Origin of the sequence: Curtobacterium sp. KBS0715 (genome assembly GCF_005938005.2) — a bacterium.
Taxonomy (GTDB): Bacteria; Actinomycetota; Actinomycetes; order Actinomycetales; family Microbacteriaceae; genus Curtobacterium; species Curtobacterium flaccumfaciens.
On the sequence record NZ_VCCA02000001.1, the window covers coordinates 2,817,790 to 2,837,297 of the forward strand.

At 71.3% G+C, this 19,508-nt stretch carries 16 protein-coding genes; 11 read left to right on the top strand and 5 right to left on the bottom strand.

Features of this window, described 5'->3' with window-relative positions:
• Window positions 1-94 precede the first annotated feature (94 nt).
• Entirely contained in the window at window positions 95-955 is an 861-nt protein-coding gene (locus FFG40_RS13410) for an ADP/ATP-dependent (S)-NAD(P)H-hydrate dehydratase (protein ID WP_138803637.1), read from the bottom strand.
• 24 nt (window positions 956-979) lie between these two features.
• Here FFG40_RS13410 and FFG40_RS13415 point away from each other — a divergent pair, with 24 nt between their 5' ends.
• The 4 genes from FFG40_RS13415 to FFG40_RS13430 all read left to right on the top strand — a co-directional run bounded on the left by FFG40_RS13415 (window position 980) and on the right by FFG40_RS13430 (window position 5,295).
• The gene (locus FFG40_RS13415; RefSeq protein WP_138803638.1) at window positions 980-1,612 is read left to right on the top strand and encodes an HAD family phosphatase; all 633 of its coding nucleotides are present in this window, start codon (window positions 980-982) and stop codon (window positions 1,610-1,612) included.
• Between the two features lie 9 nt (window positions 1,613-1,621).
• Complete coding sequence (locus tag FFG40_RS13420; RefSeq protein WP_027465830.1) at window positions 1,622-2,704, top strand: NADH:flavin oxidoreductase/NADH oxidase; 1,083 nt, start codon at window positions 1,622-1,624, stop codon at window positions 2,702-2,704.
• 156 nt (window positions 2,705-2,860) lie between these two features.
• A complete protein-coding gene (locus FFG40_RS13425) occupies window positions 2,861-4,261 on the top strand; it encodes a hemolysin family protein (RefSeq protein WP_111087819.1) in 1,401 nt (466 codons plus the stop codon).
• Entirely contained in the window at window positions 4,258-5,295 is a 1,038-nt protein-coding gene (locus FFG40_RS13430; RefSeq protein ID WP_027465832.1) for a hemolysin family protein, read from the top strand. Before FFG40_RS13425 ends, FFG40_RS13430 begins: the two co-directional genes overlap by 4 nt.
• Before the next feature lie 84 nt (window positions 5,296-5,379).
• Here FFG40_RS13430 and FFG40_RS13435 read toward each other — a convergent pair whose 3' ends face one another.
• Window positions 5,380-6,819 (bottom strand): GuaB1 family IMP dehydrogenase-related protein, encoded by a 1,440-nt coding sequence (locus FFG40_RS13435; RefSeq protein WP_110864009.1) that lies wholly within the window; start codon window positions 6,817-6,819, stop codon window positions 5,380-5,382.
• 177 nt (window positions 6,820-6,996) lie between these two features.
• Here FFG40_RS13435 and FFG40_RS13440 point away from each other — a divergent pair, with 177 nt between their 5' ends.
• Window positions 6,997-10,743 (top strand): multifunctional oxoglutarate decarboxylase/oxoglutarate dehydrogenase thiamine pyrophosphate-binding subunit/dihydrolipoyllysine-residue succinyltransferase subunit, encoded by a 3,747-nt coding sequence (locus FFG40_RS13440; protein ID WP_185974187.1) that lies wholly within the window; start codon window positions 6,997-6,999, stop codon window positions 10,741-10,743.
• A gap of 79 nt (window positions 10,744-10,822) precedes the next feature.
• Here FFG40_RS13440 and FFG40_RS13445 read toward each other — a convergent pair whose 3' ends face one another.
• Window positions 10,823-11,263, bottom strand: coding sequence for a GNAT family N-acetyltransferase (locus tag FFG40_RS13445; RefSeq protein ID WP_027465835.1), 441 nt, complete (start codon window positions 11,261-11,263; stop codon window positions 10,823-10,825).
• Window positions 11,264-11,377: 114 nt separating this feature from the next.
• On the opposite strand from FFG40_RS13445, the gene FFG40_RS13450 reads away from it, so the two are divergent.
• Both FFG40_RS13450 and FFG40_RS13455 read left to right on the top strand, forming a co-directional pair.
• A complete protein-coding gene (locus FFG40_RS13450; RefSeq protein WP_138803639.1) occupies window positions 11,378-11,959 on the top strand; it encodes a hypothetical protein in 582 nt (193 codons plus the stop codon).
• Between the two features lie 68 nt (window positions 11,960-12,027).
• A complete protein-coding gene (locus FFG40_RS13455) occupies window positions 12,028-13,476 on the top strand; it encodes a LamG-like jellyroll fold domain-containing protein (protein WP_138803640.1) in 1,449 nt (482 codons plus the stop codon).
• Window positions 13,477-13,504: 28 nt separating this feature from the next.
• Here FFG40_RS13455 and FFG40_RS13460 read toward each other — a convergent pair whose 3' ends face one another.
• Both FFG40_RS13460 and FFG40_RS13465 read right to left on the bottom strand, forming a co-directional pair.
• Window positions 13,505-13,747, bottom strand: a complete 243-nt coding sequence (locus FFG40_RS13460) for a zf-HC2 domain-containing protein (RefSeq protein ID WP_027465838.1) — start codon at window positions 13,745-13,747, stop codon at window positions 13,505-13,507.
• On the bottom strand, window positions 13,744-14,595 hold the full coding sequence (locus FFG40_RS13465; protein WP_138804018.1) for a sigma-70 family RNA polymerase sigma factor: 852 nt from the start codon (window positions 14,593-14,595) through the stop codon (window positions 13,744-13,746). Before FFG40_RS13465 ends, FFG40_RS13460 begins: the two co-directional genes overlap by 4 nt.
• Before the next feature lie 81 nt (window positions 14,596-14,676).
• Here FFG40_RS13465 and aroA point away from each other — a divergent pair, with 81 nt between their 5' ends.
• The 4 genes from aroA (at window position 14,677) to hisN (ending at window position 19,508) form a co-directional block, all read left to right on the top strand.
• Complete coding sequence (aroA, locus tag FFG40_RS13470; protein WP_138803641.1) at window positions 14,677-16,062, top strand: 3-phosphoshikimate 1-carboxyvinyltransferase; 1,386 nt, start codon at window positions 14,677-14,679, stop codon at window positions 16,060-16,062.
• A gap of 3 nt (window positions 16,063-16,065) precedes the next feature.
• A complete protein-coding gene (gene rsgA, locus FFG40_RS13475) occupies window positions 16,066-17,112 on the top strand; it encodes a ribosome small subunit-dependent GTPase A (RefSeq protein WP_138803642.1) in 1,047 nt (348 codons plus the stop codon).
• 415 nt (window positions 17,113-17,527) lie between these two features.
• Complete coding sequence (locus FFG40_RS13480; RefSeq protein ID WP_138803643.1) at window positions 17,528-18,700, top strand: hypothetical protein; 1,173 nt, start codon at window positions 17,528-17,530, stop codon at window positions 18,698-18,700.
• A gap of 19 nt (window positions 18,701-18,719) precedes the next feature.
• Entirely contained in the window at window positions 18,720-19,508 is a 789-nt protein-coding gene (hisN, locus tag FFG40_RS13485; RefSeq protein ID WP_138803644.1) for a histidinol-phosphatase, read from the top strand.

Genomic DNA, 19,508 nt, shown 5'->3' on the forward strand with positions numbered 1-19,508 from the left:
GTCGTACGACACCGACACTGTTGTCACCCCGCGCCTGCAACGAACGACGAAGCCGATGTCGTACGACGTCGACACCGTCGTTCCACGTCGACGACTAACCGCGCGCATCCCCGTCGACGACCAGGTCCCGCACGACCCCCGGCAGCTCGGCGATGAGCGTCGCCATCGGGAACGGCCCGCCGCCGGAGGCCCGCCGCGCCGCCAGCCCGTGCACCACGGCGGCCGACGCGGCCAGGTGGGCGAGGTCCGCCGGCGTGAGCGAGGACCCGGCGGCCTCGACGGCGCCCTGCCGCGCGGCGACGAGAGCCCCGAGCACCCCGCCCAGCACGTCCCCGGCACCGGCCGCCGCGAGCCACGGCGTCGCGGACGCAGCCACGAGCCGCACCGACCCGTCCGGGGTGACCACGTGGGTCCGCTCCCCCTTGAGCAGCACGACGCTGCCGGTCTGCTCCGCCGCACGGAGTGCCGCGGCGGCCGGGTCCTGCTCGATCTCAGCGCGATCGACCCCCAGGAACGATGCGAGCTCGCCGGCGTGCGGGGTGAGCACGGCGAGCGGCCCGAGGTCGACGAGCGGGATCGCCCCGGCGTCGACGACGACCGGGACGCCGTCGTCGGAGGCATGCGAGAAGCCCGACGCCGTCGTCGCGTCCAGGTCACCGAGCGACGGTGCCGAGATGCCGGAGCCGACGAGCCAGGCCTGCACGCGGCCGACTCCGGACACGACCTCGGGGCGGCGGGTCAGCACGTGGTCGGTGGCGCGTGACGGTCCGACGTACCGGACCATGCCGACGCCGGTGTGCACGGCGGCGTCGACCCCGAGCACCGCGGCACCGGGGTACTGGTCGGAGCCGGTGGCGACGCCGAGCACTCCCCGGCGGTACTTGGTGGACTCCCCCGTCGGCGCGGTGACCCACGCGGCGGCATCGGACGGTCGGACGGGCACGAAGTCGTTCACCGGCCCCACGTTACGGTGGAGCGCATGAGCCTGTTCCTGCCTGGTCGCGTGGTGGTCTTCGACTACGGCGAGGTGATCAGCCGGACGCCGCACGCCTCGCGGGACGCCCTCGTGGCCGCCACCGGGGTCCCGGCGGACGAGCTGTTCCCGGTGTACCAGGAGCTCCGGCACGACCTGGACCGCGGCGACCTGTCCGTCGTGGCGTACTGGCGTGCGATCGCGGAACGGACCGGACGGACCTGGAGCATCTCGGAGATCCACCGGTTCTGGGCGATCGACTTCACCGGGTGGTTCGAGGTCGAGCCGGAGACCCTCGACATCGTCGAGGAGCTGCACGACGCCGGCACCCGTGTCGCCCTGCTCTCGAACGCGGGCTTCGACTTCGGCGACCCGTACCGCCGTTCCCCGATGGGCTCGTTGTTCGAGACCGTCGTGGTGAGCGCCGAGGAGCACGTCCTGAAGCCCGCGGCATCCATCTACCGCGACACCTGTGCGCGCTTGGGAATCGACCCGGGTCAGATGGTGTTCGTGGACAACAGGGCCGAGAACGCCACCGGTGCGGAAGCGATCGGGGCGGTCGGCCACCACTACACGTCGCCGGCGTCGCTGCGGTCGTTCCTGACGGAACTGGCCGAGGCGCCGGCACCCGTCCTCTGAGGAGCCCGCGTGACGCACGCCCTGTTCGACCCGATCACCGTCCGTGACCTGACCGTCCGCAACCGCATCTGGGTCTCCCCGATGTGCCAGTACTCGGTGGACCAGCAGGACGGCGTCCCGACGCCGTGGCACCTCGTGCACCTGGGCGGGTTCGCCAAGGGCGGCGCCGGCGCGGTCGTGGTCGAGGCGACGGGCGTCGTGCCCGAGGGACGGATCACCCCGCAGGACCTCGGGCTGTGGAACGACCAGCAGCGCGACGCGTTCAAGCCGATCGTCGACTTCCTGCACGAGCAGGGCGCCGCAGCGGGCATCCAGCTCGCGCACGCCGGCCGCAAGGCGTCGACCTACCGCCCCTGGGACACCACGCACGGCACCGTCCCCGCCGACCAGGGCGGCTGGACCACGGTCGCTCCGTCGGCCGTCGCCTTCGACGGCTACGACGTCCCGCGTGAACTCGCGGTCGAGGACATCCGCGTCGTCGCCCTCGCCTTCGCGCAGTCCGCCCGGCGCGCGGTGGAGGCCGGGTTCGACCTGGTCGAGATCCACGCGGCCCACGGCTACCTGCTGCACCAGTTCCTCTCGCCGCTGAGCAACCAGCGCACCGACCAGTACGGCGGCTCGCTCGAGAACCGTGCCCGCGCGCTGCTCGAGGTCGTCGACGCCGTGCGCGCTGAGGTCGGCGAGGGCTTCCCGATCGTCGTCCGCTTCTCGGCCACCGACTGGGTGGACGGCGGGCTCACGCTCGACGAGACCACCGTCGTCGCCCGCTGGGCCGCGGAGCACGGTGCCGACCTGGCCGACGTGTCGACCGGCGGCAACGTCGCGAGCGCGCCGATCCCGGTCGGCCCCGGCTACCAGGTGCCGCACGCGGCGGCGATCAAGCGCGACGCCGGCATCCCGACGATCGCCGTGGGCATGATCTCCGAGGCGTTCCAGGCCGAGCAGATCGTCGCGACCGGCCTGGCCGACGTCGTGATGATCGGTCGCGAGATGCTCCGCGACCCGTCGTTCGCGCTCCGTGCCGCCGTCGAACTCCGCGTGCCGGTCGACTACGAGCCGCAGCAGTACCACCGCGCGCGGATCACCGCGTAGGCGCGACCCGTTCTGTACGGATTCACGGTTCAGCGACCGCGCAGGCAGTACGATTGGCAGCACTGTGGACGATCCCCCGAATAGTTCTTCGCCTCACTCATCCGCCGCTCACTCGGTGAGCTGCACGTCATCCCTGTGCGCGAACGGGGGTGAATCATGAGTCCGATCGACATCGTCATGCTGATCGGCGGCATCCTGCTGACCCTCGGCACGGGTGTCTTCGTCGCGTCCGAGTTCGCGCTGGTCAACCTCGACCGCGCCGACGTCGAAGCGCGGCGCGACCGCGGTGAAGCCGGCCTCGCACCGGTCATCGGCGCGCTGAAGGTCACCTCGACGCACCTGTCCAGCGCACAACTGGGCATCACGCTGACCACGCTGCTGACCGGCTACCTGCTCGAACCCTCGATCGCGAAGCTGCTCGAGGCGCCGTTCCTGGCGATGAACCTGCCAGAGGGCATCGTCGAGACCGTCGGCTCGATCGTGGCGCTCGTCATCGCGACCCTGCTGTCGATGATCCTCGGCGAACTGGTGCCGAAGAACTTCGCGCTCGCGCTGCCCCTGCAGACCGCCAGGCTCGTGGTCCCGCTGCAGATCGCGTTCACGACGGTCTTCAAGCCCGCCGTCGCGCTGCTGAACGGCACCGCGAACGCCGTGCTCCGGTCGCTGGGCATCGAGCCGCAGGAGGAACTCTCCGGTGCCCGCAGCGCCGAGGAACTCACCTCGCTGCTGCGCCGCTCGGCCTCCGAGGGCTCGCTCGAACAGGACACCGCGACGCTCCTCGAGCGCACCATCTCGTTCTCCGAGCTGAGCGCCAGCGACGTGATGACCCCGCGCCCGAGGCTCTCCACCATCCGCGTGTCCGAGTCCGCCGAGGACGTCATCGCCCTCGCCCGCAAGACCGGCTTCAGCCGCTTCCCCGTCATCGAGGAGGACGCGGACGACGTCGTCGGCATCGTGCACGTCAAGCAGGCGGTCGCCGTGCCGCGTGAGAAGCGTCCGGAGGTCCCCGTCGGGGCCCTCATGACCGACGCCGAACGCGTGCCGGAGACCATGCCCGGCGACACCCTGCTCGCCGAGGTCCGCGGTCGCGGCTACCAGATGGTCATCGTCGTCGACGAGTACGGCGGCACCGCCGGGGTCGTCACGCTCGAGGACCTGATCGAGGAGATCGTCGGCGAGGTCTCCGACGAGCACGACCGCGCCCGCATCGACGTGGTCCGCTCACGTGACTGGCTGACCTTTCCCGGTCTGCTGCGTCCCGACGAGCTCGAGGACCGCGCCGGCGTGAAGGTGCCCGAGGAGGGCCCGTACGAGACCGTCGGCGGGTTCGTCATGTCGACGCTGGGCCGTCTGCCCGTCGTCGGCGACGAGGTGCCCCTGGACGGCGGCGTCTTCCGGGTCGAGCGGCTGGACGGCCGTCGGATCGACCGCATCCGCTGGACCCCGACGCGCCCGTCGACCGACACGGCGGCGACCGCCATCATCATCCCGTCCACCAAGAGCACCCCGACCACCACGAAGGCCGCGGCCACCACGACGAAGGGCAGCACCCGATGAGCTCCGATTGGTGGGGCATCTTCTGGCTCGTCGTCCTGTTGATGGGCAACGCGTACTTCGTCGCGGCGGAGTTCGCGGTCATCTCCGCACGCCGCTCGCAGATCGAGCCCCGCGCCGAAGAGGGCTCGAAGGCCGCGCAGATGACGCTGTGGGCGATGGAGCACGCCACCCGCATGCTCGCGACGACCCAGCTCGGCATCACGGTCTGCTCGCTGCTCATCCTGAACGTGTCCGAGCCGGCGATCCACCACCTGCTCGAGGTCCCGCTGCACCTGACCGGCTGGAGCGCCGAGGTGATCGGCACCGTGGCCTTCGTGTTCACGCTGCTGCTCGTGTCGTTCCTGCACGTGGTGTTCGGCGAGATGGTCCCGAAGAACATCTCGTTCTCGATGCCGGACCGCGCCGCGCTGCTGCTGGTGCCGACGCTCTGGTACATCGGTCACGGCCTGCACTGGGTCATCGTCGGCCTGAACGAGGTCGCGAACGCCGTGCTGCGGCTGTTCCGCGTCGAGCCCAAGGACGAAGCGGTGAGCGCCTTCACGGTGGAAGAGGTGCAGACCATCGTGGAGCAGTCCCGCCGCGAGGGCACCCTGACCGACGACGGCAAGCTCGCCCTGGCGTTCGAGTTCACCGAGAAGAAGGTCCGTGACGTCGCCGTGCCGATGGCCGAGCTCGTCACCCTGCCCGACGACGCCACCCCGGCCGACGTCGAGCACGCCGTGGCGCAGCGCGGGTTCTCCCGCTACGTGCTCGTCGGCGAGGACGGCTCCCCCACGGGATACGTGCACGTGAAGGACGTCATCGACCTGCGGCCGGACGAGTTCGACGATCCGGTGCCGCCGAAGCGCATCCGCCAGCTCATCTCGCTCTACACCGAGATGGACCTCGAGGACGCGCTCGCGACCATGCGGGCCGCCGGGCGCCACGTGGCCCGCGCCTTCGACGCGGACGGCCGCACGATAGGCGTGCTGTTCCTCGAGGACATCCTCGAAGAACTGGTGGGCGAGGTCGAGGACGCGACCCGACGCCGGTAGACGGACGGGAGGCCCGTGGCGACACCGCCACGGGCCTCCCGTCCGTTCGTGGTCGCGACCAGGGCGACGCGCGCCCCGTCCGCGCTACCAGCTGACGGGCAGGGGCTTGCCCTCCTCGTACCCGGCGGCGGACTGGATGCCGACCAGCGCACGCTCGGAGAACTCGGCGAGGGACGACGCGCCCGCGTAGGTGGCGGAGCTGCGGACGCCGGTGGTGATCATGTCGAGCAGGTCCTCGACGCTCGGGCGCTCCGGGTCGAGGTAGATCGTCGACGACGAGATCCCCTCGGCGAAGAGCGCCTTGCGGGCCCGCTCGTACGGGTCGAGCCGCTCGAACCGCTCGCGCACGGCCTTGGCCGAGGCCATGCCCCAGCTCTCCTTGTACGCCTTGCCCGCAGCGTCGCGACGCAGGACGCCGGGGGCCTCGAGCGTGCCGGCGAACCACGAGCCGATCATGACGGCGGACGCCCCGGCTGCCAGCGCGAGGGCGACGTCGCGCGGGTAGCGCACCCCGCCGTCCGCCCAGACGTGCGCGCCGAGCGAGCGTGCCGCCGCGGCGGTCTCGAGCACGGCGGAGAACTGCGGACGACCGACGGCCGTCATCATGCGGGTCGTGCACATGGCACCAGGCCCGACGCCGACCTTGATGATGTCCGCTCCGGCCCCGACCAGGTGCGCGACGGCGTCGGCGGTGACGACGTTGCCGGCGACGAGCGGGATGCCGAGCTGCAGCGACGCGACGGTGCGGAGTGCACGGAGCATGCCGTCCTGGTGGCCGTGCGCGGTGTCGAGGACCAGGACGTCCACGCCCGCGGCTGCCAGTGCCTTCGCCTTGGCGGCGACGTCGCCGTTGATGCCGAGCGCGGCGGCGACCCGGAGCCGGCCGGAACCGTCGACGGCGGGCGTGTAGATGTCGGAGCGGATCGCGCTCGTCTGGCTCGTGGTACCGACGACCCGGCCGTGCCGCATCACCGGCGCGAAGTCGACCTCGGCGGCCGAGAGCACGTCGTACACGTGCCGGGGCGTGCCGGCGTCCTCGGCGTCGATCGCGGTCGAGGCGCCGTGCAGCAGGTCGCCGAGGACGGCGTCGGGGCCGGCGGTGCCGAGGCGGGTCGCGGGCACGCAGCCCAGGTACTCCCCGTCGGCGTCGCGGACGACCACACCACGGCCGGCCACCGGCAGGAGCTGCTCGAGGGCCTCGGCGACGGTGGTCTGCGCCCCCATGTCGTAGGCGGTGTCGAAGTCGACCGGCTGGTCCTTCACCCAGCGGATCGCGGCGTCGAGGTCCTGCAGGTGCATGTCCTGCGGCAGCACGCCGAGACCGCCGCGGCGGGCCAGGGTGGCGGCGAGCCGGGGGCCGGTGACGGAGTTCATGTTGGCGCTGACGATCGGGATCGTGGCACCGCTGCCGTCGTTCGCCGCGAGGTCGACGTCGAAGCGGCTCGTCACGCCGGAACGGCTCGGGACGAGGAAGACGTCGGAGTAGGTCAGGTCGTGCGTCGGCCGCGTCTCGTAGAACCTCATGCGCTCCACTGTACGGCTCCCGTCAGGGCCCCGACCGGGTGCTCGGGGGCTGCCGACTCGCGCCGCGGCTGACACGGAACGGACATGTCGGAGCGGCTAGGCTTGGCACCTGTGCGGCGCAGGGTTGCTCCGCACGACACACACGAGCATCTATCGACGGAGAGTGGGCGATCGGCTGTGTCGAGCCATCTGACCGGAACGGACGAGACCGCGGGCGAATTCGGGGCGAACGAGTGGCTCGTCGACGAGCTCTACGAGCAGTTCGTCGCGGACAAGGAGTCGGTCGACAAGTCCTGGTGGCCGGTCCTCGAGAGCTACCACCGCACGCAGGTCGGTGACGCTCCGGCTCCGACGGGGGCCCCCGCACAGCAGGCGCCGACCCAGCAGCAGTCCTCGACGCAGCAGCCGGCCACCGGGGACACCCCGGGCGAGGCGAAGGCGGGCCCGATCCAGGCGAAGACCACCTCGCGCCAGCCGGCACCGCAGCCGATCCCGGCCGAGGCGAACGACGCCGCCGACGACCACGAAGAGACCCACGAGGACGTGGCGACCCCGCTCCGGGGCATGGCGAAGACGCTGGCGTCGAACATGGACGCCTCGCTGACGGTCCCGACCGCCACGAGCGTCCGGACCATCCCGGCGAAGCTGATGATCGACAACCGGATCGTCATCAACAACCACCTGCGACGCGCCCGCGGCGGCAAGATCTCCTTCACGCACCTGATCGGCTGGGCGATGGTGCAGGCGATCAAGGACTTCCCGAGCCAGAACGTCTTCTACGAAGAGCGCGACGGCAAGCCGTTCGTCGTCGCCCCGGCGCACGTGAACCTCGGCATCGCGATCGACGTCCCGAAGAAGGACGGCACCCGCTCGCTCCTGGTGCCGAGCATCAAGCGTGCGGAGACCCTGACGTTCGGGCAGTTCCTCTCCGCCTACGAAGACCTCGTCAAGCGTGCCCGTGACAACAAGCTCACCCCGGCGGACTTCCAGGGCACGACGATCTCGCTCACCAACCCGGGCGGCATCGGCACCGTGCACTCGGTCCCGCGTCTGACGAAGGGGCAGGGCTCGATCATCGGCGCCGGTGCCCTGGAGTACCCGGCACAGTTCCAGGGCTCGGCGTCGAAGACCCTGATCGAGCTCGGCATCGGCAAGACCATCACCCTGACGAGCACCTACGACCACCGCGTCATCCAGGGCGCCGGGTCGGGCGAGTACCTCAAGCACGTGCACGAGCGCCTCATCGGCGAGCACGGCTTCTACGACGGCATCTTCGCGGCGCTCCGGATCCCCTACAAGCCGATCCAGTGGGCGAACGACATCAACGTCGACCTGGCACACCGGGTGAACAAGACCGCGCGAGTGCAGGAGCTCATCAACAGCTACCGCGTCCGTGGGCACCTGATGGCCGACATCGACCCGCTCGAGTACCGCCAGCGCACGCACCCCGACCTCGAGATCGAGAGCCACGGGCTGACCTTCTGGGACCTCGACCGCGAGTTCGTCACCGGTGGGCTCGCCGGCACCACCTCGGCACCACTGCGCGACGTCCTCGGGATCCTGCGCGACGCTTACTGCCGCACGGTCGGCATCGAGTACATGCACATCCAGGACCCGGAACAGCGTCGCTGGGTGCAGGAGCGCATCGAGGTGCCGTACTCGAAGCCCTCGAAGGAAGAGCAGCTCCGGGTCCTCGGCAAGCTCAACGAGGCCGAGGCGTTCGAGACCTTCCTGCAGACCAAGTACGTCGGCCAGAAGCGCTTCTCGCTCGAGGGCGGCGAGTCCACCATCGCCTTCCTCGACACCCTGATCCAGCACGCCGCCGGAGCCGGACTGGCCGAGGTCGCGATCGGCATGGCCCACCGTGGCCGCCTGAACGTGCTGACGAACATCGCCGGCAAGACCTACGGGCAGATCTTCCGTGAGTTCGAGGGGTCCTCGCTGCCGGGAACGGTGTCCGGTCAGGGCTCCGGCGACGTGAAGTACCACGTCGGCACCGAGGGCGTGTTCCGCACGTCCGACGGCTCGAGCATCCCGGTGACGATCGCCGCGAACCCGTCCCACCTCGAAGCCGTCGACGGCGTGCTCGAGGGCATCGTCCGCGCCAAGCAGGACCGCGAGGCCCCCGGCAGCTTCGGTGTGCTCCCCGTGCTCGTGCACGGCGACGCGGCGATGGCCGGTCAGGGTGTGGTCGTCGAGACGCTGCAGATGTCGCAGCTCCGTGGCTACCGCACCGGCGGCACGGTCCACCTCGTCATCAACAACCAGGTCGGGTTCACCACCCCGCCCGAGTCGGCGCGCAGCTCGGTGTACTCCACCGACGTCGCGAAGACGATCCAGGCACCGATCTTCCACGTGAACGGTGACGACCCCGAGGCCGTCGCCCGCGTCGCCGAACTCGCCTTCGCGTACCGCGAGGAGTTCCACCGCGACGTCGTGATCGACCTGATCTGCTACCGCCGTCGTGGGCACAACGAGGGCGACGACCCCTCGATGACGCAGCCGCTGATGTACAATCTCATCGAGGCGAAGCGCTCCGTCCGCACGCTGTACACCGAGGCGCTCGTCGGCCGCGGTGACATCACGCAAGAGGAGTACGACGAGGCGCACCGCGACTTCCAGGACCGCCTGGAACGCGCCTTCGCCGAGACGCACGAGGCACAGACCGGCACCATCCCGGTGATCGAGGTCGACGACGACGGTGCGGTGCAGGGGCTCGAACGCCCGGCCGCGCAGCGCGACGACTCCGAGGTCGAGGTGCACGAGACCGCCGTGTCCGAAGAACTCGTCCGGGCGATCGGCGACGCACACAGCAACCCGCCCGCCGGGTTCTCCATCCACCCGAAGCTGCAGCAGCTGCTGACCAAGCGCACCGAGATGACGCGCAACGGCGGCATCGACTGGGCGATGGCCGAGCTCATGGCGATCGGGTCGATCCTGGTCGAGGGCAAGCCCGTCCGCCTCGCCGGACAGGACGCCCGACGCGGCACGTTCGTCCAGCGCCAGTCGGTGTTCCACGACCGGGTGAACGGCCAGGAATGGCTGCCGCTGTCGAACCTCACCGAGGACCAGGCCCGGTTCTACGTGTACGACTCCCTGCTGAGCGAGTACGCGGCGATGGCGTTCGAGTACGGCTACTCGGTGGAGCGCCCCGAGTCCCTCGTGCTCTGGGAGGCACAGTTCGGCGACTTCGCGAACGGCGCCCAGATCGTCATCGACGAGTTCATCTCGTCCGCCGAGCAGAAGTGGGGTCAGCGCTCCGGCCTCGTCCTGCTGCTGCCGCACGGGTACGAGGGCCAGGGGCCGGACCACTCGTCGGCACGCATCGAGCGCTACCTGCAGCTGTGCGCCGAGGACAACATGATCGTGGCGCGCCCGTCGACCCCGGCGTCGTACTTCCACCTGCTCCGCCGTCAGGCCTGGGCCCGGCCGCAGAAGCCGCTCGTCGTGTTCTCCCCGAAGGCGATGCTCCGGCTCCGTCAGGCGACGAGCGCGGTCGAGGACTTCACGACGGGCACGTTCGAGCCCGTGCTCGACGACGGGCGGATCACCGACAAGGGTGCCGTGCGCCGCGTCGTGCTGCACTCCGGCAAGGTGCACCACGACCTGCGTGCCGAGGTCGACAAGCGTGGCATCACCGACGTCGCACTCGTCCGGCTCGAGCAGCTCGCCCCGCTCCCCCTCGACCGCCTGCTCGAGGTGCTGGCGGGCTACCCGGACGCCGACGTCGTGTGGGCGCAGGAGGAGCCGGAGAACCAGGGCGCCTGGCCGTTCGTCTGCATGAACCTGTCGCCGCACCTGGGCGGCCGCCCGTTGTCCGTGGCGGCCCGCTCGGCGAGTGCCGCACCGGCGACGGGTTCCTCGAAGCGCTCCGCACAGGAGGCCGCCGAGGTCATCAGCACCGCGTTGAGCGCGTCGGCCTAGCCACGAGGAAGCGCCCTGTGCGGGAGTCCGAGGGACTCCCGCACAGGGCGCTTCCTCGTTCGTGGGGAAGGCGGCGGCGCTACGCGATCTTCGTGTACCGCACCCCGGCGTCGTGGTACCCGCGCTTCTGGTAGAAGCGGTGCGCGCTGTCCGTCGCGGCCGCACTGACGGCACTGAGGCGACGCGCGCCCTGCTCGACCGCCCATGCTTCGAACGTGCCGATGAGCGCCGAACCGGTGCCGAGCCTCCTGGCCGTGTCGTCGACGACCAGCAGCAGCAGCTGCGCCGTCGGCTCGTCGCTGGCGTACGCCCACGTGACCTGCGCGCCGGCGACGGCGACGACCCGTCCGTCGTCCCCCCGGACCACCCAGGTGCGGTGCCCGGCTTCGGGGGTGAGCCGGTCGAGGCGGGCGCGCATCGACGCGTCGTCGACGTCGTGACCGAGCAGGCGGACGAGGGCGGCGACGTCGGCGACGTCCGTGTCGGACCAGGTGGTGGTCGACTCGACGGAGAGGGTCATGTCGGCCAACCTACCCGGGCCGTCGGTCGTGTTGCGACGGGCTTCCATAACAACTGATATTCATATACTCTGCTGTCATATCACCCGCCGGGTGAACCGACCGACAGGACAGCCATGCACATCACCTCCCGCCACGGCCGCACCGCCGCCTGGATCGCCTTCCCGCTCGCCGTCGTCGCCAGCGGCGCACTCATCGCCACGGCCTCGTACGCCGCCTTCTCGAGCAGCACCGACAACGCCGCGAACAGCTGGCGCACCGGTGCCGTCTCCCTCACCGACGACGACCAGGGCGTCGCGATGTTCGACGTCGACGACCTGGTGCCCGGGTCCGCCGGATCGAACTGCATCACCGTGACGGCGAACACCACCAACGCCTCGACCGTGAAGCTCTTCACCGCCAACGCGGCCGACGACGACGCACTCGCCGAGCACGTCGGGCTGACGGTCGAGCGCGGCAGCCTCGGCACCCCCGACGACTGCAGCACGTTCACCGCGACGACGACCGTGCACGACGGGACGCTCGCCGGCCTCATGGAGTCCGAGTCCTTCGGCACCGGCGTCGACGCGTGGAAGCCGGCGACGGGTACGGCGAGCACGACCTACCGCGTCAGCTACGACCTGAGCGATGGCGCCCCGAACACCGTGCAGTCGTCCGAAGCCGGCACCTCGTTCGTGTGGGAAGCGCAGACCGACTGATCCCCGTCCCGATCCGTCCCACCCGACCCGCCCGTCCCGCCCGACCCGCCCGACCCGAGGAGCAGCCGATGCCGAACGTCGCCACCCGCCGTCACGCCCGCTGCGTCGGCGACCTGCCCCGGCTGCTCCTCGCGGTCTCGGCGCGGACGGTCCTCTGGTCGGTGCTGCTGCTCGCACTGTGGGCGTCGCTCCCCGCGGCGTTCGAGTGGCACGTCACGACGGTCGTCTCCGACTCGATGGCCCCCGGCATCCGGACCGGGGACGTCGTCGCCGCGATGCCCGTCGACCCGGACGACCTCGAAGCCGGACGGGTGCTGCTCGTCGAGGACCCGGACCACCGGGATCGTCTCCGTCTGCACCGGCTGGAGCGCATCGAACCGGACGGGGCCCTGCGTCTGCGCGGGGACGCGAACCCGACGGCCGACCGCACGGCCGTCGAACCCGCGGCGGTCCTCGGTGTCGGGGTGCTGCGGTTCCCGTGGATCGGGCTGCCGGGCGTCTGGATCCGCGGGGGCGACTGGACGTCCCTGCTGCTGGCCGGCGTCGTCACCGCCGTGCTCGTCGTCGCCGGGCGGGCCGATCGGGACATCGTCGCCGGACGCCCGTGCCACACCTGCGGCACGCCACGCCGTGACCTTCGCTCACCCGTCGTCGCGGAGCCCCGGACGGCGACCGTCACCGCTCCGACGTCGACCACCGTGCCGGTCGCGGTGTTCACGGCAGCGGCCATCACCCTCACCCTGCTCGCCGGAGCAGGAGCCGGAGCTGGCGCGGGCGCCGGGTTCAGCGGCTCGACCGGGACCGCCTCGGCGCTCGGCACCGGTGGCTTCGGGTGCTTCCACCAGCCGGCGCCGGGCACGTCACTCGCGTGGGACTTCGCCGAGAAGAACGGGCCACGGGTCGTCGACTCGAGCGGGTCCGGCGCCGACGGGGCCTTCACGCCCGCCGCTGCCGCCCGGGTCGATGCGGACTGCGCGACGAACCCCTACGCGACGTTCTGGACCGAGGACGGGGCCGAGGGGTGGGCGGTCACCGACACCGCGGTCAACGCACCGAACGCCTTCACGATCGAGGTCTGGTTCCGCACCCAGGACACCGGCGGTGGGCGGGTGTTCGGCTTCGGCTCGGACCGCTCGGCGGCGTCCCAGTACCGCGATCGGCACCTCTACATCGGCGCCGACGGAGTCCTGCGCTTCGGCGTCGAGGGCTCCGGGTCGCAGTTCAAGTTCACGCTCGGGTCGGCCTCCACGGTCACCGACGGAGCCTGGCACCACGCGGTCGCCACCTTCCAGGCTCGCTCGATGGCGCTCTGGGTCGACGGCGAGCTGCAGGGCACCCGGTCCGACGCCGTCACCCTGCGGCAGTACTCGGGTCACTGGCGGGCAGCACGCCAGACACTGGCCGGTTGGCCGAACGCCGGCGACTACGTCTACACCGGCGACGTGGACACGGTCCGGGTGCACGAGCGCGTCCTCGATGCGGCCGCGATCACACGGGCGTTCCAGGCAGGACGCTGAAGCCCGGCCGTTCGACGGAGCCGTGCTGTCAGTGCGTCGCCTGCTCCACCCGGATGCGCGCGAGGATCTCGCTGCGCAGCTGGTCGGGAGCGGTCTCCTTGCAGGCGCGACGGACGGTCTCCATGAGCACGACGCCCACGCGGTGCTCGGTCTGGCAGTCCTCGCACCCGTCCATGTGCTCGCGGATGTCCGCAGCGTCCTCGTGGCGGAGCTCGTCGTGCAGGAACTCCTCGAGCTCGGCCTTCGCCTTCGAGCAGTCGCAGCCGCTCATCGTGCGTCCTTCCGTCCGGTGCGACCCGTGGCCGCGGTTGCCTTCGTCGTCCGTGCCGCGCCTCGTCCCCGTCCACGCATCGTCGCCGTCGACGCTGCGTCCGGGACGATGCCGGTCTCGCGGGCGTGGTCCGCCAGGAGCCCACGGAGGAGCCGGCGGCCACGGTGGAGGCGGCTCATGACCGTCCCCACGGGGGTCTTCATGATGTCGGCGATCTCCTGGTACGAGAAGCCTTCGACATCGGCGAAGTACACGGCCATCCGGAAGTCCTCGGGGATGGCCTGCAGGGCGTCCTTCACGGCGGAGGACGGCAGGTGGTCGATCGCGTCGGCCTCGGCGGACCGGGCGGAGATCGACTGGGTGACGCTCTCCGCGCCGCCGAGCTGCCAGTCCTCGAGCTCGTCGATGGTGCCCTGGTACGGGTTCCGCTGGTTCTTGCGGTACGTGTTGATGAACGTGTTCGTGAGGATCCGGTACAGCCAGGCCTTCAGGTTCGTGCCCTGCTTGAACTGGCGGAACGCGGCGAACGCCTTGACGAAGGTCTCCTGCACCAGGTCCGACGCGTCGGCCGGGTTGCGGGTCATCCGCATGGCGGCGCCGTAGAGCTGGTCCATGAAGGGCAGGGCCTGGTCCTCGAACAGGGACCGCAGCTCCGCCTCGGAGACGGTCTTCGCGTCCACGGGCTCGTCGGCTGCGTCGTCGAGGGCAGTCTGCTCGTCTTCGACGGCGTCGAGCTGCACCTCGGTCTCGTCGACCAGGTGGTGCGGAGCTGCCTGCGGTTCGTCGGTCGTCATCGCGGCCAAGTCTAGGCCGAGCGTGCCGAGCGTCGTCGGCACCGCGGTCAGCACGGTCGCCGTGCCGGTCCGCTCTCGTGCGAGTGTTGCTGTCGCCACTGATCCTCCCGGTGCGTTCAGTACCCTGGTGAACCGATGGCAGACACGACGCATTCCCACAGCGGGGCCCAGCCCGCCGACCCCTGGATCGCCCCGGTCGCAGGGGGGCCGCTGCGCGGCGACGTCGCGCTGCCCGGGTCGAAGTCGCTGACGAACCGTGAGCTCGTGCTCGCGGCACTCGCGGACGGCCCCTCGACGATCCGGCTCCCGCTGCACTCCCGTGACTCGGCGCTGATGATCGCGGGCCTCCGTGCGCTCGGCGTCGGCATCGAGGAGCTCGAGCCGGCGGCCGGCACCGCCCCGAACCCCTACGGCCCGGACCTCCGGATCACGCCCGCCCCGATGCACGGCGACGTCCGCCTGGACTGCGGACTGGCCGGCACCGTGATGCGCTTCCTGCCGCCGCTCGCCGCCCTGGCCGTCGGACCCGTCACGGTCGACGGTGACCCCTACGCCCGCAAGCGGCCGATGCACGCCATCGTGCAGGGACTCGTGGGCCTCGGTGTGGACGTCACGGACGACGGCGGCGGTTCGATGCCGTTCTCGTTCACCGGCACCGGCTCGGTCCGCGGTGGCGCCCTGACGATCGACGCGTCGGCGTCCTCGCAGTTCGTCTCCGGGCTGCTGCTGTCGGCGCCCCGCTTCGCCGAGGGCCTGCACCTCACCCACGTGGGCGAACGTCTGCCGAGCATGCCGCACATCGAGATGACCGTCGCGGCGCTCCGTGCCCGCGGCGTCCGCGTCGACGAACCGTCGGTCGGCGAGTGGGTCGTGCACCCCGGCCCGATCGGCGCGCGCGACGTCACGATCGAGCCCGACCTGTCGAACGCGGCGCCGTTCGCCGTCGCCGCGCTCGTCGCCGGCGGCACGGTCCGCATCCGCACCTGGCCCACCGAGACGACGCAGGTCGGCGCCGACCTCGAGACGCTCCTGCCCCTGTGGGGGGCGAGCGTGGCCCGTGACGGTGACGACCTGGTCGTCGACGGCGGCGTCGGGATCCGGGGTGGGGCCTCCTTGCCGGGTCTCGAACTCGACCTGAGCCGCGGCGGCGAACTCGCCCCGGCGCTCGTCGCGCTGGCCGCGCTGGCGGACGGCCCGAGCGAGATCACCGGCATCGGTCACCTGCGGGGGCACGAGACGGACCGCCTGGCCGCGCTGGCGGCGGACCTCAACCGGTCTGGAGGCGCGGTGCACGAACTCGACGACGGCCTGCGGATCGAGCCGGCGCCACTCCACGGCAGCGCCTGGGGCGCGTACGACGACCACCGGATGGCGACCGCCGGCGCGATCGTGGGGCTCGTCGTCGACGGCGTCGCCGTCGACGACATCGGGTCGACCGCGAAGACGCTGCCGCAGTTCCCGGAGCTGTGGGCGGCGCTCGTGGCGTCCTCGGTGGCCACTGCACCGGTGAGTGGGGACTGACGCATGAGCTGGTGGGACGACACCGACGCTGACGACTCCGACGGGGACGAGCCGTACGGGCAGTACGACGAGTCGAGCGTGCGGGTGCGCCCGAACCCGAAGGGCAACCGGCCGCGCACGAAGACCCGTCCGACGTACGACGACGCCCCGGTCGGCTGGGTGACGAACGTCGACCGCGGGCGGTTCGGCGTGCTGATCGACGACCACGTCATCACGGCGACGAAGGCCCGCGAGCTCGGCAAGAAGTCCGTCGTCACGGGCGACCACGTGTCGCTCGTCGGGGACGTCTCCGGGGATCCCGGCTCGCTGGCACGCATCGTGAAGGTCGCCGAGCGCACCACACTGCTGCGGCGGAGTGCCGACGACTCCGACGAGGTCGAGCGCGTCATCGTGGCGAACGCCGACCAGATGCTCATCGTGGTGGCCGCCGCCGACCCCGAGCCGCGCACCCGCCTGATCGACCGGTACCTGGTGGCCGCGTTCGACGCCGGTCTCGACCCGATCCTCTGCATCACGAAGACCGACCTCGCCGACCCCGCTGCGTTCCTGGCGCACTTCGCGTGCCTGGACCTTCGGATCGTGACGAGCCGATCGGACGACGTCCCGTTCGAGGCGCTGCACGAGCTGCTCGACGACAAGGTGACCGTGACCGTCGGGCACTCCGGTGTGGGCAAGTCGACCCTGGTGAACGCCCTGACCGGGTCGACGCGCGCGATCGGCGTCGTGAACTCCGTGACCGGTCGCGGGCGGCACACGTCGTCGTCGTCGATCGCGCTGCGGGTCCGCGACGGCGGGTGGATCATCGACACGCCGGGTGTGCGGTCGTTCGGCCTGGGGCACGTCGACCCCGCGAACGTCTTCCGGGCGTTCGCGTCGCACGCCGTGCCGGTGCTGCCCGCGCGGGACGGCATCCCGCTGGCGCAGGCGCACGACTGGGAGATTGTCGACCGGGTGCAGGACGGGGAGCTGGGGCCGACCGGCGTCGAGCGGCTTGACTCGTTCCGGGCGCTGCTGACCGGGATGGGTGCGTCCGACCCCGGTTCCGAGTAGCGCGCGGCGCTGGCGCTGGTTGGCTGCTGGTCGGCTGCTGGTCAGTTGCTGGTCGGCGGATGGTCGGCTGCTGGTCGGCTGCTGGTCGGCGGCTGGTCACAACACCCCGCGGTGTGTGCGTCGAGCGGTCACGAACTGTCGACTGGCGACGCGGCTCCCGACAGTTCGTGACCACTCGAGCGTCGGCGCACGGTGAGTCGTGACCGCTCCGGCGCCTGCTCGCACCGGCGCCCGGTTCCCGCGCCCCTCGCACCGCGCAGACCTCGCACCGTGCGAGGGGCGCGGGAACGGTGCGAGGTTGTGCACTCCGTGCGAGCTCGCGGGCCTCGCACCGACTGGGCAACCTCGGACCGGACGACGTCTCGGCACCGGGCCGGCGTCGACAAGCGCGCATCGGGGTTGTACAGTTGCGGTCGTGTCTGAAGTTGCAAAGTACAACTTTGCGCCGACCCCCGCTGTCGACGCCCCGTCCCCGAGCACGACGACGACGTCGCACGCGCACCACTCCCCCACCCACAAGTCCCCACGAGCCCCGAAGTCGCAGCGGTCCGACAGCGTCCTGCGGCCCGCCGGCCTCGGTCGCGTGCTGCTGACGTTCGCCTCGCACATCCTCGTGCCGCTGTTCCTGGCCGCCGGCATGGGTCTGGCGTACCTCGGCGCCTTCCACGCCCCGGCCCCGCAGGAACTGCCCGTCGGCATCGTCGGCCAGGGCGCGGCCACCCAGGTGTTCGCCCAGACCGTGACCGACCAGTCCGACGGCGCCCTCGTGGCCCACGTGGTGGCCTCGACGAAGGCGGCCGAGCAGCAGGTGCGTGACCGCGACCTCGCCGCCGTGTACGCGCCGACGCCGACAGGTGCCACGCTCTACGTGTCGACCGCCGCGTCGGAGACCACCGCGAGCGCCGCGCAGAAGGTGTTCCTACCGATCGCCTACGACCAGCACGTGCCGTTCCGGGTCGTCGACGTCGTACCCACCGGCGACCAGGACACCACCGGCCAGGGGCTGTTCTTCCTGCTCGTGGCCCTGAGCGTCGGCGGGTACGCGTCCGCGATCGCCGTGGCCTCGGTCGCGACGAAGCTCCGTGCCGTGTGGACCGCGGTCATCGGGCTCGCCACCGCGGGGGTCGTCGCCGGCATCGGCGTGATCGTCGCCGGACCGATCTACGGCGTCATCACCACCCACCACTGGCAGGTGTTCCTGTTCGCCTGGCTCTACGACGCGATCATCGTCGCGCTCGGCGTCGGGCTGCACCCCGTGCTCGGCCGGTGGACCACCCCGATCCTCACGATGCTGTTCGTGATGCTGAACTTCACGTCGTCCGGCGGGATCTTCCAGCCGGCGTTCCAGCCCGGGTTCTTCGCCGCCCTGCACACCTTCTGGAGCGGGGCCGCGTGGCTGCAGGCCGCACAGGACCTGCAGTACTTCCCGGACGCCTCGCTCGGTCGGTCGTCGCTCGTGCTCGCCCTCTGGCTGGCCGCCGCGCTCCTGCTCTGCGTCGTCGTGCACGGGCTCGTCGCCCGCCGCACCCGCATCGCTCGCGAGCGCGAGGTCACCCGGCTCGAGGAAGAAGAGGTCGTCGCCGCGTAGCGACGGTAGGTTGGGCGACGTGGACCTCAGCGCCGACCTGGACTTCGCCCGCTCCCTCGCCGACACCGCCGACGCGATCAGCCTCGAGCGCTTCCGTGCCGCCGACCTGCACGTGACGAAGAAGGCCGACAGCACGCACGTCACCGACGCCGACCAGGCCGTCGAACGGGCCCTGCGCGAGCGACTCGCCGCCGAGCGACCGGACGACGCGTTCCTCGGCGAGGAGACGACGGCGGACACCGGGGCCGAGGCCGTCAGCGAAGGGCACCGCCAGTGGGTGGTCGACCCGATCGACGGCACCGCCAACTACCTGCGCGGCGTGCCGGTGTGGGCGACCCTCATCGCGCTCGCGGTCGACGGCCGCCCGGTGCTCGGCGTCGTCAGCGCTCCCGCCCTCGGCAAGCGCTGGTGGGCAGCTGAAGGCTCCGGCGCGTTCTCGCTGGACGGGCCGCTCCGGGTCTCCGGGGTGTCCGACCTCGCCGACGCGAGCCTGAGCTACAACAGCATCCAGCAGTGGGACGACGACGACCGCCTCGAGCCGCTCGTCGACCTGTCGCGCCGGGTCTGGCGCACCCGCGCCTACGGCGACATGTGGTCGTACATGATGGTGGCCGAGGGTGTCCTCGACGTCGCCGGCGAACCGGACCTGAAGCCGTGGGACATCGCGGCCCTCGTCCCCATCGTCGAAGAGGCCGGCGGCCGCTTCACCTCGCTCGACGGCGACCCCGGGCCGTGGCACGGCAGCGCCCTCGCCTCGAACGGCCTGGTGCACGACGCCGTCGTCGAGATCATCCGCCGCGACGCCTAG